The organism is Pseudomonas sp. SbOxS1, assembly GCF_013416725.1.
Taxonomy (GTDB): domain Bacteria; phylum Pseudomonadota; class Gammaproteobacteria; order Pseudomonadales; family Pseudomonadaceae; genus Aquipseudomonas.
In genome coordinates this window covers 70,374-86,270 of record NZ_JAAVXC010000052.1, presented here as the reverse complement: position 1 = coordinate 86,270, position 15,897 = coordinate 70,374, and the positions used below count along the sequence as shown (strand labels likewise).

The following is a 15,897-nucleotide window of genomic DNA, read 5'->3' as shown; positions in this document are numbered from 1 at the left end:
ATGATCCCGGTGACCTGGGCCGAATTCGGCGCCCTGCACCCGTTCGCCCCGGCCGAGCAAAGCGCCGGCTACCAGCAACTGACCGATGAACTGGAAGCGATGCTCTGCGCCGCCACCGGTTACGACTCGATCTCGCTGCAGCCGAACGCCGGTTCCCAGGGTGAATACGCCGGCCTGCTGGCGATCCGCGCCTACCACCAGAGCCGTGGCGAAGACCGTCGCGACATCTGCCTGATCCCGTCGTCGGCCCACGGCACCAACCCGGCCACCGCCCAGATGGCCGGCATGCGCGTAGTCGTCACCGCCTGCGACGCCCGCGGCAACGTCGACATCGAAGACCTGCGCGCCAAGGCCATCGAGCACCGCGAACACCTCGCGGCGCTCATGATCACCTACCCGTCGACCCACGGCGTGTTCGAGGAAGGCATCCGCGAAATCTGCGGCATCATCCACGACCACGGCGGCCAGGTGTACATCGACGGCGCCAACATGAACGCCATGGTCGGCCTCTGCGCCCCGGGCAAGTTCGGCGGCGACGTGTCGCACCTGAACCTGCACAAGACCTTCTGCATTCCCCACGGCGGCGGCGGCCCGGGCGTCGGCCCGATCGGCGTCAAGTCGCACCTGGCGCCGTTCCTGCCGGGCCATGCGCACATGGCCCGCAAGGAAGGCGCGGTCTGCGCCGCGCCGTTCGGCAGCGCGAGCATCCTGCCGATCACCTGGATGTACATCCGCATGATGGGCGGTGCCGGCCTGAAACGCGCTTCGCAGCTGGCGATCCTCAACGCCAACTACATTTCCCGCCGCCTCGAAGAGCACTATCCCGTGCTGTACACCGGCAGCAACGGCCTGGTGGCGCACGAATGCATCCTCGACCTGCGCCCGCTCAAAGACAGCAGCGGCATCAGCGTCGATGACGTGGCCAAGCGCCTGATCGACTTCGGCTTCCACGCCCCGACCATGTCCTTCCCGGTGGCCGGCACCTTGATGATCGAGCCGACCGAAAGCGAATCCAAGGAAGAACTGGACCGCTTCTGCGACGCCATGATCCGCATCCGCGAAGAAATCCGCGCGGTGGAAAACGGCACCCTGGACAAGGACGACAACCCACTGAAAAACGCCCCGCACACCGCGGCGGAGCTGGTCGGTGAGTGGTCGCACCCGTACAGCCGTGAGCAGGCGGTTTATCCGCTGGACACCTTGATCGACGCCAAGTATTGGCCGCCCGTGGGCCGGGTCGACAACGTGTTTGGCGACCGCAATTTGATCTGCGCCTGCCCTTCAATCGCCGACTACCAGGACGCCTGAGAACACCACATCGAGGCGGATAACCCCGCCCACGCAAACACCGCATAACCCTGTAGGAGCTGGCTTGCCAGCGAAGCTTTTAGCGGTCTTGATGGCCCATTCGCTGGCAAGCCAGCTCCTACAGGTGACCCCATTTGAGAACAACAGAGGACTAGACCATGTTCAGCAAACACGACCAGATCAAAGGCTACGACGACGAACTGCTGGCGGCGATGAACGCCGAAGACGCGCGGCAGGAACACCACATCGAGCTGATCGCTTCGGAAAACTACACCAGCCAACGGGTCATGGAGGCGCAAGGCAGCGGCCTGACCAACAAGTACGCCGAAGGTTATCCGGGCAAGCGCTACTACGGCGGTTGCGAGTACGTCGACGTGGTCGAGCAACTGGCCATCGACCGCGCCCGGCAACTGTTCGGCGCCGACTACGCCAACGTCCAGCCGCACTCCGGCAGCCAGGCCAACGCGGCGGTGTACCTGGCGTTGCTGCAGGCTGGCGACACCGTGCTGGGCATGAGCCTGGCCCATGGCGGTCACCTGACCCATGGGGCCAAGGTGAGTTTTTCCGGCAAGCTCTACAACGCCGTGCAATACGGCATCGACACCGCGACCGGGTTGATCGACTACGACGAAGTCGAGCGCCTGGCCGTCGAGCACCAGCCGAAAATGATCATCGCCGGCTTCTCCGCCTACTCCAAGACCCTGGACTTCCCGCGTTTCCGGCAGATCGCCGACAAGGTTGGTGCTTATCTGTTCGTCGACATGGCCCACGTCGCCGGGCTGGTGGCCACAGGTCTGTACCCTAACCCGCTGCCCTACGCAGACGTGGTCACCACCACGACCCACAAGACCCTGCGCGGTCCGCGCGGTGGCCTGATCCTGGCCAGGGCCAATCCGGAACTGGAGAAAAAGCTCAACGCCGCCGTATTCCCCGGCGGCCAGGGCGGCCCGCTGATGCATGTGATCGCCGCCAAGGCCGTGTGCTTCAAGGAAGCCCTGGAGCCGGCGTTCAAGACTTACCAGGCGCAGGTGATCCGCAACGCACAGGCGATGGCCCAGGTGTTTATCGAACGGGGTTATGACGTGGTGTCCGGTGGCACCGACAACCACCTGTTCCTGGTCAGCCTGATCCGCCAGGGCCTGACCGGCAAGGACGCCGACGCCGCGCTAAGCCGTGCCGGCATCACCGTGAACAAGAACGCCGTGCCCAACGACCCGCAGTCGCCGTTCGTGACCTCAGGCCTGCGCATCGGTACGCCGGCGATCACCAGTCGCGGGTTCAAGGAAGCCCAGGGCATCGAGCTGGCCGGCTGGATCTGCGACATCCTCGATCATCTCGGCGATGCCGATGTCGAGGCCCAGGTCGCCCGCCAGGCGGCGGCGATGTGCAGCGATTTCCCGGTGTACCGCGACTGATCGCACACCCCAAAACCCTGTAGGAGCGAGCTTGCTCGCGAAGAGGGCGTGTCAGTCGATAGTGATGTTGACTGGCACACCGCTTTCGCTGGCAAGCCAGCTCCTACAGGTCCGGTTTTTGTCTGACAGACCTTGGGAACACCTATGAACACAGTGCAAGTCGGCACCAAACTGCGCGGCGCGGAGAAGGTTGCGCGGATTCCAGTGAAAATCATCCCCACCGAGGAATTCCCGCGCAAACCCGACTGGATCCGGGTACGCATGCCAACCTCCCCCGAGGTCGACCGGATCAAGCAATTGCTGCGCAAACACAAGCTGCACAGTGTCTGCGAGGAAGCCTCATGCCCGAACCTGGGCGAGTGTTTTTCCGGGGGTACCGCGACCTTCATGATCATGGGTGACATCTGCACCCGTCGCTGCCCGTTCTGCGATGTCGGCCACGGCCGCCCGAAACCGCTGGAGGTGGATGAACCGACCAACCTCGCCGTGGCCATCGCCGAACTGCGCCTCAAATACGTGGTGATCACCTCGGTGGACCGCGACGACTTGCGCGACGGTGGCGCCCAACACTTCGTCGACTGCCTGCGCGAGATCCGCAAGCTGTCGCCGGGCATTCAACTGGAAACCCTGGTGCCGGACTATCGCGGCCGAATGGACGTCGCCCTGGCGATCACCGCCCTTGAGCCGCCCGATGTGTTCAACCACAACCTGGAAACCGTCCCGCGCCTGTACAAGGCCGCGCGGCCAGGCTCGGATTTCGAGTGGTCGCTGGATCTGCTGCAGAAGTTCAAGCAATCGATCCCTCATGTGCCAACCAAGTCAGGCCTGATGCTGGGCCTCGGCGAAACCGACGAGGAAGTCATCGAAGTCATGCAGCGCATGCGCGAGCACGATATCGACATGCTCACCCTCGGCCAGTACCTGCAACCGTCGCGCAGCCACTTGCCGGTCCAGCGTTTCGTGCACCCGGACGTGTTTGCCTGGTTCGCCGAGGAAGGCGCGCGGATGGGCTTCAAGAACGTGGCCTCGGGACCACTGGTGCGCTCGTCCTATCATGCCGACCAACAACTTCATGGAGGTGCCGCCGGTTTCAAGCCATGATGGAGTGACTTGTCATGCCAACTCGGAGACCCGGCCCGATGCCATTTGTCGTTCGAACATTGCTGCCAATCCTGAGTCTCGCCTTGTCGGGCGTCGCCGCTGCCGAGCCCAGGCCCGGGCACATGGTGTATTTGCGCACGATCGACCCGGGTATCGAGCAGGACATTCGTTATGCCAGCGCCCACAACTTCACCGGGCACCCGCTTGAGGGCTACGACGCGCCCGAGTGCCTGCTGTCGCAGGAGGCCGCCAAAGCCCTGTCCCGGGTACAAACGGCACTGCAGGCGCAAGGCTATGGCTTGAAGGTATTCGATTGCTATCGCCCCAGCCGAGCGGTCGCGGACATGGGGCGCTTCGCCACGCAGCCGGGCGACCCGCGCAAGGCCGAATTCTATCCCCGGGTGGACAAGCAGGACTTCTGGCGCCTGGGCTATGTGGCGCGGGTATCCAATCACTCCAAAGGCGGCACCGTCGACCTGAGCATGACAGGCCCGGGCGCCCTGCCCGCCGACACCTGGACGCCATCCGCCACGCCCGTCGATTGCACGGCGCCTTATGGTCAGCGTTGGCACGACGGCGCAGTCGACATGGGCACCGGTTTCGATTGCTTCGACGAGCGCGCCCATACCGATTCGACGTCGATCACGGCGACGGCCATGGAAAATCGTCAACGCCTGACCCGCGCCATGGAGCAGGAGGGCTTCACGGGTTACTCCGCCGAGTGGTGGCACTTCACTTATACCCGGGATGCGACGTTGAACAGCGTCATGAACTTCCCCATCACCCCGCTGGCGCCATGAACCGTCTTGGCAAAATCTGCGCGCTGCTGATCCTGCTGCCCTGTGCCGCAATGGCCCAAGGGCTCGAAGCAAGCGGCCAGTTGATCGTGGTCACCAGCAAGCACTGGGATGACATCCAGGGCAGCGCCCAGCGTTATGAGCGGCACGGGAATAGCTTCCAGAAAGTCGAAGCGCCGTTTGCCGTCGTGCTGGGAAAAAACGGTATGGGCTGGGGCAAGGGACTGCTCGACACTCGGCCACTTGAGGGGCCGGTGAAACAGGAAGGCGATGGAAAGGCGCCCGCCGGGATGTTCAAGCTGGGCAGCGCGTTTGGCTACGACGCCTCAGCTGAAACGCACCTGCCCTACCTCGCGCTGACCCCGACCATCGAATGCGTGGATGACAGCCAGTCCACGCGTTACAACGAACTGGTCGACGGCGCCACGATTGCCAAAGACTGGAGCAGCTCCGAACGCATGCGCCGCGTTGACTTGTATCGCCAGGGCATTGTCATCGAGCACAACACCCCGGCGTCCCCCGCCGCCGGCTCATGTATTTTCTTCCACATCTGGCGTGGCCCCACGACACCGACCCGGGGCTGCACGGCGATGAGCCCAACGGATATCGCTCGCCTGTTCAGTTGGCTGGACCCGCGCCAGTCCCCGTTGCTGGTGCAATTACCCGAGGCGCAATACGAACAGTTGCGCGAACGCTGGAAGCTTCCTGAACGCTGATCAAGGGTTTGTCTCCCATCGACAGGTCAGGGCGTTGAGCCGGGCGCCTGGCCTGGCGCAGCTTGTGGGCTGTTTCCACGAAGGGCGTGACGATCAGGCTGTGGAGCGTCAAGTAACGCTCCTGGTCTCCGGTGCCGAATTGGATAGCCTCGGGTTTCGCCTGTGTGACGTAGAGCGTGCCGAACATCCAGTCCCAGAGTGACAGGTTGACCCCGAAGTTCTTGTCGAAGTGCCGCGGCGCATCGCTGTGGTGAATCTGGTGCTGGGCCGGGCTGTTCAGTACATGCTCGACCACCGGCCCGAAGGACAGCCAGACATGGCTGTGGCGCAGGTTGGCCGCCAGGGCGTTGAGGATGAACACGATGTAGGTCACGCCGAACAGCGTGTAGCGGCTGATCTCCCCGCCGCAGGCGTACCAGAAGAGACCGGCAAAGGCGCTGATGAACACGAGGTCGATCAGCCGCTCGACCACTTTCTCGAGGAAATGCACCCGGCTCGCCGTCACAGGAACCAGCACCGTCGCCGAATGATGGACTTTGTGGAACGCCCACAGGTAGCGCGAATGGTAAGCGCGGTGGGCCCAGTAATGGATGAAGTCCTGCAGCAGAAACACGCCCAGGCCATAGAGCAAGGACAGGGCCAGGTGCTCTTCGACCTGCACCCGTGCGCCCCACAGGTGAGTGAAGAAACGCACGTAGTCCCCGGAGCGCAACACATACGGGTCCACCAGCCCGACGATGGGCACCACCAGAACGACCTTCAGAATGCCGCGCACGAAGTAATAGCGGTAATCGAGCAGCGCCGAAGGATGAAAATGCACACGGTTGCCGCCGATGAACTGCCAGAAGCTGTGCGCGTCTGTCAGCCCGCGGGATTGGCGCCAGCGGAACAGGCCGTAAGCCACGGCGTAGGAAGTGAACAGAAAGGCCACGCAGAGACGGCCATTGAGGTCGAAGAGCCCCAGGAACTGATCGCTGACAGGCGCAATCACCCACCTGAACAGGTATTGGTCGATCGGTTCGAGAACATCCACGAAAGGCTGCCCCCTGCTGAAAGTAGAGCGTTGTGAGTGAGTTGGAAAAACGCTTGTCGCAGGAGCACGGCTTGTGGCACCTGCAGGATATTATTGCGGATGTATCTTATTCAGGTCTTGGGATTTCGGCAACCGGACAGTAGCAGGATCAGGCACTAGGGATGCTTCGCCGCAGCAAGCACGGCTTCGATTTCCTCGGCGACCAGGCTTTCGAGGCGGCTCATGTTGCGGTCGCGGATGCCCTGTTCCTTGAGCATGGTCACCGTGCGGAACAGGTATTGTGCCGCCGATCCCCAATGCCCGGCTGCGCGAGCCAGGACTTGCGCGACCTTGTCCATCGGCAACTTGCCGGCATAGGCCCTGCCGTCCCGGGCGGCGACGAAGGCCAACGCCCGCAGGGGGCCGGACGCGGTTTTCACGGTGATCCAGCGCGCTACGTTGGTCGGTGGATTGGCGTCGATTTCCCGCGCCAATAACAGCCCGAGCTGCTTGAAATGGTCCTGCGCGGGCAGGCGGAAAGCCACCCCCTGACAGCTGCCACCGCGATCAAGGGCGAGCATCAACGCCGGCAGCTCGCGGGTGCCACGCCAACGGGTCAGGGTCAGGCAGAACGAACGATGCCAACCAAAAGCGGTGGCACTGCAGCGCTCTTCGAATTCGAATTCCGGGTTCCAGATCAATGAGCCGTAGGCGAACACCCACAGCGCTTGCGGCCTGTACTCCTGCAATAGCGCCAGCGCCATCGCATCGAACTCTGCCGGGGTGTGTTCGGCCGTACCAGGTTCGGGCCCGGGATCGGGCTCGAACCGCTCGACAAGGGCGACCAGTTCCGCCGTGAGGTTGCGCCGGGTGGATGGTCGGGCTTTGCCTGCGTCCATATTCGCCTCTCGATATGGATCGAACGGGAACCTGAAAGACTAGCAGCGCGCGCCGAATTGTCCTGTGGGGCCAAGCGTCATAGCACCACGCTGCTCAAGCTATACAACGATGGCCGCCGGTCCCGGTGCAGGTCGTTGCGCTCGCTGATGCGCTTGTTGCGCGCCTCGGCCAGGTTCAGGGTGACCAGCAAAATCTGTTCGCCGCCCTGCTCCGCCGGACCGGCCAACGGATAACCGTCGGCGTCGACGATCACCGAACCTTGCACCCAACTCACCCCGCGCTCATGGCCATGGCGGTCACAGGCGGCGATGAACATTCGGTTGACCGAGGCATTGGCCTGCACCCGCAAGACTTCCGCCGGGCGCTCGGTCTGCGGCCGTGGGCCGTCGGGCCAGTTGACCGGCGCACACAGCAGGTCGGCACCGGCCAGCGCCGGCAGGCGCACCCACTCGGGGAACTCCAGGTCGTAGCAGATCAGCATGCCGATGCGCCCGTGGACCGTTTCGATCACCGACGGCGCGGCATCGCCGGGGGTGAAGATGTCCTTCTCGGCATCCCACAGGTGCGCCTTGCGGTACACCGCGCGCACGCCCTGGGCATCGATCAGCGCCGCGCTGTTGGCCAGTTGATCCCCGGCCAGACGCTCGCAGAATCCGCCGACGATGACGATGTTCAATTCACTGGCCAATGCCTGCCACAAGCGCAAGGTCGGACCCTCGGCGGTTTCCGCCAGGGTCAGTGCTTCTGCGCGGTCGGCAAACAGGTAGCCGCTCTGTATCAACTCCGGCAACACCACGACCTGGGCACCCTGCAGGGCCGCCGAGCGGATCGCGCGCTCGGTGAGCGTACGGTTGTAGGCGAGGTCGCCGATTTTCGGCGCCAATTGGCAGCAGGCGACCAGGGTATTCCTTGCAGTGTTCAACGCACCGACTCCGCGGATGAATGGGTCATGGCGACGATGTCGTGCTCAGTGATCGAGTCGATGACCCGCCGCTCGGCGGCCAGGTCCAGGGAGCGGCTGAGCAGGTAATACGTCAGGCCCGACACCAGCAAGCCCACCAGCCAGGCGATGTCGACGCCTTCGAGCATCCGCGCCAGCGGACCGACGAAGACTTCTTTACCAGCGGCGGCATCATAGATGTAGAAGAACGGCACCATGGCGGCAAAGCCGATCAGGTAGGCGACGATGCCGCGAAATTGCCAGGCGCCATAGATACCCTTCGGCGTGAAGAAGTGCGGGATCGCGTAGCGGCCCTTGCGCACGAAGAAATAGTCCACCAGGTTGACGGCGGTCCAGGGCACGAGGAAGTACAGCAGCAACACGAGGAAGGTGTTCAGCAGCGCGATACCGTCGCCCTTGATCGACAGCACGCAGGTCAACAGGATGAGGCTGATCACGCTGATCGACAGCACCCGGGCGCGGGGGGTCGGGGTGATCTTGCTGATCGAATCGACACCGGTCAGCAACGTCAGCATGGCGCTGTAGGTGTTCAGCGCAATGATCGGCAAAAAGCCCGCCACCGAGACCACCACCAGCAGATTGCCCAGGCCGGGAATCATCGAAGAACCCACCTGGTTCAACGCCACCAGTGCATCCACCGCTTTCAGCTCTTGGGCGAGCCAGGCACCGAGGCCGATCATCCAGCTGCCCGACAACGAGGCGCCGACGAATATCGCCGCGATCAGTTTCGGCCGGCTGGTGTTTTTCGGCAGGTAGCGCGAATAGTCGGAAACGTAGGGCGCATAGGAAATGTTGTAGCTGGCGCCGATGGCGAACAGGGTGGCGAAGGCGATCCAGCTGAAGCCCAGGTCGGTGGCCGGCGTGACGCCCTCGGAACCTGCGCCGAACATCAAGGCGATGGTGACCAGGGCATACAGCGGCAGCGTCGCCAGCAGCGCCCACTTGAAGGCCTTGTGCATCAGGTCGTGGCCGTAGATCGACAGCAGTGCGCCGATCAGTACCACCGTCACGGCGACGATGGTCGGGTCGATGCCGAACACATGCTCCAGCCCGTTCATGATCAGCGAGACGTTCACCACGTTGAAGCCGACGAACACGAACATCGTCGCCATCAACGCCAGGATCACCCCCCGATAGCCGAACTGGGCACGGGACTGGATCATCTGCGGCAGGCCCATTTCCGGACCTTGCGAGCCGTGGAAGGCCATGAAGATCGTGCCGAACATGATGCCCAGCGCGCCGGCCAGCAGGGTCCACAGCGCCGACAAGCCAAGGCTGGGGCCGACGAAACCGATGGAGATGGTGAAAAAGTGGAAGTTGCCGAGAAACCAGAACGGCCCCTGGCTGCTGAGTTTGGCGTGACGTTCGTTTTCCGGGATGTAATCGATCGAGTGGCCTTCGATGGCCAGCCCGCTGCTCGCCTCGGCGGCGTGCGCGGAAAGTGGGGACCCTGACATACGATGATTCCTATGCAGTTGATTGTTTTTGTTTTGAGCGCAGCGGTCGATTCTCCAGAAAAAGCTGACGATGACCCTGCTTTCCCTGCAATGTATGGCGTTGGCCTGCGCCTTAAAATATCCACGACGCACTGTTCACATAGATCGGCGTCAATGTAATCGAGTCACGGGAGCCCCCATGCTGGGAACTGTAACGGAGCTGGATCTGCGCCTGATCCGGGTATTTCTCACGGTGGTCGAGGCCGGCGGGATTTCGGCGGCGCAAACCGCCCTCAACACCACGCAACCGACCATCAGCGCACAGTTGGCGACGCTGGAGGCACGGGTGGGTTTCCGCCTGTGCGAACGCGGTCGCGGCGGATTTTCCGTGACGCCCAAGGGCGGTCAGTTCGTCGAGGCGGCGCGCCGGTTACTGGCCGCCGCCGAGGGCTTCAGGGTTGAGGTGCAGCACATCAACCGCAAGGTCTCGGGCAACATCAACGTCGGCCTGCTGGGGCAGATCGACCCGGTGGCAAACACCAAGATCGGCTTGGCCATTGCCCGCCTGAGGGCTCGGCACGAGGGTTTGTACTTTCACTTCACCGAGCTGTCGTCGTCGCTCCTGGAAGAAAAAATCATCAACGGCCATATCGATCTCGCGATCGGTTATTTCTGGCATCGCTTGCCCAATATCGACTACTTCCCGTTGTTCCAGGAAACCCAGATCGCCTACTGCGCGCCGTCACACCCGCTGTTCGGGCAAGTGGGTGCGCTGACCCGCGAGGATGTCAGCCACCACGACTGGGTCTGGCCGAGCCACCCCTTGCCGGAAATGCCGGCGCCGACCTCGATCGAACGCCTGACCGTGCTCACCGACAGCATGGACGGGGCCGCCCTGTTGATCCTGTCCGGCCAACACCTGGGTTTCCTGCCGCAGCATTATGCGGCCCGGCATGAACAGCTGGGGCAGCTGCATCCGCTCAATCCGCAGTTGCTGCGCTACGAGGTGGGGTTTCATGCGGCGGTGCGGCACTCGGCGCGGCAGCGAGACCTGGTCAGTGCCTTCCTCAATGAACTGATCGATATCTTCGGCGCGCCCTGAATCCTGAAGCCCACCCAATATTCTGTGGTGAGGGGATTTATCCCCGTTGGGCTGCGCAGCAGCCCCCAAAACCAGACACCGCGGTATAACAGATAAATTGCACTAGCTGATTTTGGGGCTGCTGCGCAGCCCAACGGGGATAAATCCCCTCACCACAACAAATCCATTCACCAAAGGGTGGTGGTGTTTTCAGAAGCGGATTTCAGCAGCCGGGACCACATCGATCCGCGCCACCGAACCGCTCAGGTCGGCCCAATCCTTATTGTGTTCGGCAATGATGTCTTCGGCCCTGGTATTGCCATTGTCGACAGTGGAATGCGCGTCGGCGGCCAGCACCACGTCGTAGCCCAGTTGATGCGCCTGGCGCAGGGTTGCATTCACGCAGTAATCGGTTTGCAGGCCACAGATGACCAGGCGTTCGATGTCTTGCACCGGCACCAGCTTCTGCAGGTTTGTCTGGTAGAACGAATCGCCGGTGGTTTTACGTACGCGATGATCGGCGAGTGAAGTGTTCAGCCCTTCGGCCAGTTGCCAGCCTGGGGCGCCGTGCTTCAACAGGTCGCCCTCTTCCTCATGCTGGATCAGCACCACCGCAACGCCGGCTTTTCTCGCCCGGGCACTGAGGCCATTGATCGTTTCGATGACGCGCTGGATCTCGAAGCACTCGTACTCGCCGGAGCACAGGGCCTGCTGAACGTCGATGATTAACAGTGCGGTGGTCATGATCCCTTCCTTGATGAGTTGAAAAATCGGGGGACGCGTGCGCCCCCCATTCAAACACAATCGTCAGTATCAGTAACCCAGCGACAACCCGGTATTACGCCGTGGATCGTTGGCCCCGTAGAAACGGTTCTTGCCCACCGGCTTGCCCTCCAGCGACGGTGCGCCCACCAGGATTGCCGCCAGGTGGTTGGCATCCTGCGGGCCGGCAAACTTGTGGCCCCAGCTTTCGAGGATCTTCACCGTGTCGGGACTGGTGGTGAAGGTCTCCAGGTTGGTTTCCTCCGGCAGCCATTGCTGGTGGAAACGCGGTGCATCGACTGCTTCCTGGATGTTCATGCCGTAGTCGATCACGTTAAGCATGGTCAGCAGGGTCGCGGTGATGATGCGGCTGCCGCCGGGGGTGCCGACCACCATCACCACTTTGCCGTCCTTGGTGACAATGGTCGGGCTCATGGACGACAGCGGCGCCTTGCCGGGTGCGATGGCGTTGGCCTCGCCCTGTACCAGGCCGTACATGTTCGGCACGCCGACTTTCGAGGTGAAGTCGTCCATTTCGTCGTTGAGGATGACCCCGGTCTTGCTCGCCATCACCCCGGCACCGAACCAGTCGTTGAGGGTGTAGGTCACCGACACCGCGTTGCCCCATTTGTCGACGATGGAGTAATGGGTGGTGTTGCTGCCCTCATGGGGCGCCACGCCGGGCTTGAGATCCTTGGAGACGCCGGCCTTTTGCGGCTGGATGGCTTCGCGCAGCTTGGTCGCGTAGTTTTTGTCGAGCAAATGCGCGATCGGGTTTTTCACGAAGTCCGGGTCGCCCAGGTAGCTGTTGCGGTCCACATAGGCGTGGCGCATCGCTTCGATCTGGTAGTGCATGCCCTGGGCCGAGTGGTAGCCCAAATCCTTCATCGGATAGCCTTCGAGGATGTTCATGATCTGGCAGATCACCACCCCACCGGAGCTCGGTGGCGGCGCCGAGACCACATGGTAGCCGCGGTAGTCGCACTCGATGGGCGCCAACTCGCGGGTCTTGTACTTGTCGAGGTCGGCCTGGGTGATGATGCCCTTGTTGGCCTGGCTGGAGGTGACGATGGCGTCGGCGACCCAGCCCTTGTAGAAACCGTCGGCGCCTTTATCGGAGATTTCCCGCAGGGTTTTGCCCAAGTCTTTCTGCACCAGCTTCTGCCCGACCTGCATCGGCTCGCCATTGCTCAGGAAGATCGCGCCGGAATCCTTGATGTCCTTCTTGAACACGTCGGTGGCGTACTCCAGCAACTCGACATCGCCCTGTTCCAGCACGAACCCGTCTTCCGCCAGCTTGATCGCCGGAGCGATCACTTCCTTGCGCGGCTTGGTGCCGTATTTGGACAATGCCAGCTCCATGCCGGACACGGTGCCCGGCACGCCGACGGCCAGGTGCCCGCGGGTGCTCAGGTCGGGGATGACGTTGCCCGCCTTGTCGAGGTACATGTCGGCGGTGGCGGCCAGCGGGGCTTTTTCCCGGAAGTCGAGGAAGGTCTTGCGACCGTCGGCCAGTTGAATGGTCATGAAACCGCCGCCACCCAGGTTACCGGCCGCGGGATACACCACCGCCAGCGCGTACCCCACTGCAACCGCGGCGTCGACCGCGTTGCCGCCATTTTTCAGCACATCCACGCCCACATGGCTGGCCAGATGCTGGGCGGTGACCACCATGCCGTTTTCGGCCGCAACCGGGGCCACGGAGGCCGCATGGGCTGTCAGGCAGCTGAGCGCCAATGACGTCGCAATCAGCGATTTGGCAAAAGGTTCGTACTTCATGAGTCGGTCTCTTTTTGTTTTAAAGTAGGAAAACGCTTCAAGAGCAGTAGGCAGTATGGTCGGGATTGCGTATTGCGCCTCCCCGGCAAGGCAGTATGCTTAACGCCTGTTCAGCAATTGCGCGATGCGTGCGGCATGACCTACACCTACATCACCCTGGCGTCACCGGTCGGCGAGCTGAAGCTGGTGGCCAACGATTCACGTCTGGCGGCCATCCTCTGGGAAAACGACAAACCGGGCCGGGTGCGCCTCGGCCCGATGATTGAAGCGCCGGACAACCCGGTCCTGCTGTGCACCGCGCAACAGCTGCGCGAATACTTCGCCGGCACACGCCAGACGTTCGAGCTTGACCTTGATTTTGCCGGGACCGAATTCCAGAAGAAGGTCTGGATGGCCTTGCTGACCATTCCCTTCGGCCAGACCCGCAGCTACAGCCAGATCGCCGAGCAGATCGGCAACCCGAGCGCGATGCGGGCGGTGGGTGCGGCGAATGGCAAAAATCCGATTTCGATCATCGCGCCCTGCCATCGGGTAATTGGCGCGTCGGGGCAATTGACCGGGTTTGCCGGGGGGCTGGAGGCGAAGCAGACGTTGCTTACGCTGGAAGGCGGCCAATGGCCCGGCACCGCGCGCCTCCCAGGCTTCTGATCTTGTAGGAGCTGGCTTGCCAGCGAAGGGGCCATCAAGGCCGCTAAAAGCTTCGCTGGCAAGCCAGCTCCTACAGAATGGGTGAAGACGCCTGACGCTGGCCTCCTCAAGCAAGCTGCGCCTTGTATTCCTTTTCATACTGAGTCGCCAGCGACTCTTTCTGCTTGTCGTCAAGCAACTTGCCGGCCATCTGGAAGAACTTCTGCTCTTCTTCCTCGAGATGGTGATGAACCTTCTCCGACAACTTCTTCGCGGTCGCAAGCCAGCCCGGGCTGGACATCTCGGTGCCGTCCAGTTCTTCCATCATTTCATCCATCTCGTGATGCTCTGCGATCGCATGGCGGCTGAGGTCGACGCCATTGTCGAATTCCATCAGCGGGATGTAGAAATGCCGTTCTTCAGCGGTTTCGTGAGCCTGCAGTTCCGACTTGAGCTGCTTGTACGCGTCGACGCGTTCGGGGGTATCGCCGCTGGTGCGGATCAGGGCTTTGGCGTAGGTACGCTGGCGTTCGTGGCTTTCGCGCAAGGCTTCGAAAATATTCACGGAATGTCCTCATCGGTCGCACTCGGGAATGGCGCGTCTCAACAAGTGACCGCTGCGCATTGGCGACGGTTCCACTCGCCGGGGGTGATGGATCAATCGCGGTAACCACGATAGGCTGCCGATTCACTGCCATAAGGACATAGCCATGAACCTGCGAATAGAGTTTTCGCCCACCCCCACGGAAGAAGAGCGCCAGGCCATCCTGCTGCCGCTGCGCGCCTACAATGCCTCGAAGGCCGACGGTGCCGTACCCGAACAGATTGCCCTGCTGGTGCGCGACGAAAACGATGTGATCCTCGGCGGCCTTTACGCCAGGTTGTTTTACCAGTGGATGTTCATCGACCTGCTGTCGGTGCCGGAGCAGGCCCGGGGACAGGGCATGGGCACGAAGCTGATGCAGATGGCCGAAGACCTGGCGCGGGAGAGGAAGTGCGTCGGATTGTGGCTCGATACCTTCGAGTTCCAGGCACCGGAGTTCTACCGCAAATGCGGCTACAGCGAGATCGGCCACATCGCCGACTATCCGCCGGGGTACAAGCACTTCTTCTTCCAGAAGCGCCTGGGCTACTGATCACAACGCCCCTCTGTAGGAGCCGGCTTGCCGGCGAAGGCGGATTCGAAGACGCCTTCGCCGGCAAGCCGGGCTCCTACAAGGGGGGGACAACGTCAGATCAGAGGCAGGTAGCCAGTGCCGCCAGGCGGCGCTTGGCGACAAAGTCGTCCTGCTGCGCGTAGTAACTCAATACGGTGCCCGAGGCATCGGTGGTCACGTCGACAAAGGATTCCGCCGAGCGGGTATAGACGGTGGTGCCACCCTTTTCTCCCGGTTCCAGGTACGCGGCAGCATCAACGCCGAACACCCCTTCGTCCTGCCAGGAAAACTGCACGCACTGGGCGACGTCCTTGGCCGGCTTGTCGGAGTTCAAGGTCTTGTACGGGGCCTTGGTACGAGCATCGTTCATCGCCGAGCCCGCGCATCCCGCCAGCAAGGTGACGGCCAGCGCCACCATCAGAATTCGCATTGCATTCACTCATCAGGAAAAAGCGGACTGTATCACCGTGGCAGCGCGTATCGTTCTGCTTTACTTCATTTAACCCGCGACATCGCGTGACGATTCGCGCACCCTGTCGCGCCAATCGCGCTGTATCGCAATTTTCACTGGAAGCCCCATGACACCCAACGCCGAGTTTTACAAACCGACCACTGAATATGCCGACAAGCTGATCAGCCAGATCGGTCAGACACCTTCCTGGATCGCCAAGCGAATCGGCGTCACCGACAAACGAATTCGTTACATCCTTGAGGGCGAAAGAACCGTCAAGGGCCAAACCACACCGATCCAGATGACTTATACCGAGCAGTTTGCCCTCGAGTGCCTGGCGGCAGCGGCCAAGGCCGGCAAGAAGCAATCTGCGTCATCCGTTCCCAAGGAGTGA

16 protein-coding genes and 1 pseudogene are annotated in these 15,897 nt (G+C 62.2%); 9 read left to right on the top strand and 8 right to left on the bottom strand.

Going from position 1 to position 15,897, the window contains the following annotated elements; translation table 11 throughout:
• The 5 genes and pseudogenes from HFK74_RS31275 to HFK74_RS31255 form a co-directional block, all read left to right on the top strand.
• Positions 1–1,308: pseudogene (locus HFK74_RS31275) on the top strand (beta-eliminating lyase-related protein); the annotation flags it as partial.
• 158 nt (positions 1,309–1,466) lie between these two features.
• Entirely contained in the window at positions 1,467–2,723 is a 1,257-nt protein-coding gene (glyA, locus tag HFK74_RS31270; protein ID WP_180206893.1) for a serine hydroxymethyltransferase, read from the top strand.
• Positions 2,724–2,867: 144 nt separating this feature from the next.
• A complete protein-coding gene (gene lipA, locus HFK74_RS31265; protein WP_180206892.1) occupies positions 2,868–3,824 on the top strand; it encodes a lipoyl synthase in 957 nt (318 codons plus the stop codon).
• A 38-nt stretch (positions 3,825–3,862) separates the two neighbouring features.
• Positions 3,863–4,624: a M15 family metallopeptidase gene (locus HFK74_RS31260; RefSeq protein WP_180206895.1), complete on the top strand. Its 762-nt coding sequence runs from the start codon at positions 3,863–3,865 to the stop codon at positions 4,622–4,624.
• Positions 4,621–5,337 (top strand): L,D-transpeptidase, encoded by a 717-nt coding sequence (locus HFK74_RS31255; RefSeq protein WP_180206891.1) that lies wholly within the window; start codon positions 4,621–4,623, stop codon positions 5,335–5,337. Before HFK74_RS31260 ends, HFK74_RS31255 begins: the two co-directional genes overlap by 4 nt.
• On the opposite strand, the gene HFK74_RS31250 is transcribed toward HFK74_RS31255, so the two are convergent.
• The 4 genes from HFK74_RS31250 to HFK74_RS31235 all read right to left on the bottom strand — a co-directional run bounded on the left by HFK74_RS31250 (position 5,240) and on the right by HFK74_RS31235 (position 9,667).
• Positions 5,240–6,370, bottom strand: a complete 1,131-nt coding sequence (locus HFK74_RS31250; RefSeq protein WP_180206890.1) for a sterol desaturase family protein — start codon at positions 6,368–6,370, stop codon at positions 5,240–5,242. The two genes, HFK74_RS31255 and HFK74_RS31250, sit on opposite strands and share 98 nt — an antisense overlap.
• A gap of 155 nt (positions 6,371–6,525) precedes the next feature.
• Entirely contained in the window at positions 6,526–7,248 is a 723-nt protein-coding gene (locus tag HFK74_RS31245; protein WP_180206889.1) for a gamma-glutamylcyclotransferase, read from the bottom strand.
• 77 nt (positions 7,249–7,325) lie between these two features.
• Positions 7,326–8,171 (bottom strand): nitrilase family protein, encoded by an 846-nt coding sequence (locus tag HFK74_RS31240; RefSeq protein ID WP_180206888.1) that lies wholly within the window; start codon positions 8,169–8,171, stop codon positions 7,326–7,328.
• Complete coding sequence (locus HFK74_RS31235; protein WP_180206887.1) at positions 8,168–9,667, bottom strand: cytosine permease; 1,500 nt, start codon at positions 9,665–9,667, stop codon at positions 8,168–8,170. The genes HFK74_RS31240 and HFK74_RS31235 overlap by 4 nt, the downstream gene beginning before the upstream one ends.
• 178 nt (positions 9,668–9,845) lie before the next feature.
• On the opposite strand from HFK74_RS31235, the gene HFK74_RS31230 reads away from it, so the two are divergent.
• Positions 9,846–10,748 (top strand): LysR family transcriptional regulator, encoded by a 903-nt coding sequence (locus HFK74_RS31230; protein ID WP_180206886.1) that lies wholly within the window; start codon positions 9,846–9,848, stop codon positions 10,746–10,748.
• Between the two features lie 189 nt (positions 10,749–10,937).
• Here the strand turns inward: HFK74_RS31230 and HFK74_RS31225 are convergent, their stop codons facing one another.
• Together HFK74_RS31225 and ggt are read right to left on the bottom strand one after the other, a co-directional pair.
• Positions 10,938–11,471, bottom strand: a complete 534-nt coding sequence (locus tag HFK74_RS31225) for a cysteine hydrolase family protein (RefSeq protein ID WP_180206885.1) — start codon at positions 11,469–11,471, stop codon at positions 10,938–10,940.
• 69 nt (positions 11,472–11,540) lie between these two features.
• Entirely contained in the window at positions 11,541–13,268 is a 1,728-nt protein-coding gene (gene ggt / locus HFK74_RS31220; protein ID WP_180206884.1) for a gamma-glutamyltransferase, read from the bottom strand.
• Positions 13,269–13,403: 135 nt separating this feature from the next.
• Between ggt and HFK74_RS31215 the strand changes: the two genes are divergently transcribed.
• A complete protein-coding gene (locus tag HFK74_RS31215; protein WP_180206883.1) occupies positions 13,404–13,916 on the top strand; it encodes a methylated-DNA--[protein]-cysteine S-methyltransferase in 513 nt (170 codons plus the stop codon).
• A gap of 106 nt (positions 13,917–14,022) precedes the next feature.
• On the opposite strand, the gene HFK74_RS31210 is transcribed toward HFK74_RS31215, so the two are convergent.
• Positions 14,023–14,460 carry a hemerythrin domain-containing protein gene (locus HFK74_RS31210; RefSeq protein WP_180206882.1) on the bottom strand — a complete coding sequence of 146 codons (438 nt, stop codon included), beginning with the start codon at positions 14,458–14,460 and terminating at the stop codon, positions 14,023–14,025.
• A 145-nt stretch (positions 14,461–14,605) separates the two neighbouring features.
• On the opposite strand from HFK74_RS31210, the gene HFK74_RS31205 reads away from it, so the two are divergent.
• Positions 14,606–15,031 (top strand): N-acetyltransferase, encoded by a 426-nt coding sequence (locus HFK74_RS31205; RefSeq protein WP_180206881.1) that lies wholly within the window; start codon positions 14,606–14,608, stop codon positions 15,029–15,031.
• Between the two features lie 100 nt (positions 15,032–15,131).
• Here the strand turns inward: HFK74_RS31205 and HFK74_RS31200 are convergent, their stop codons facing one another.
• On the bottom strand, positions 15,132–15,482 hold the full coding sequence (locus HFK74_RS31200) for a hypothetical protein (protein ID WP_180206880.1): 351 nt from the start codon (positions 15,480–15,482) through the stop codon (positions 15,132–15,134).
• Between the two features lie 148 nt (positions 15,483–15,630).
• Between HFK74_RS31200 and HFK74_RS31195 the strand changes: the two genes are divergently transcribed.
• Complete coding sequence (locus tag HFK74_RS31195) at positions 15,631–15,897, top strand: hypothetical protein (protein ID WP_180206879.1); 267 nt, start codon at positions 15,631–15,633, stop codon at positions 15,895–15,897.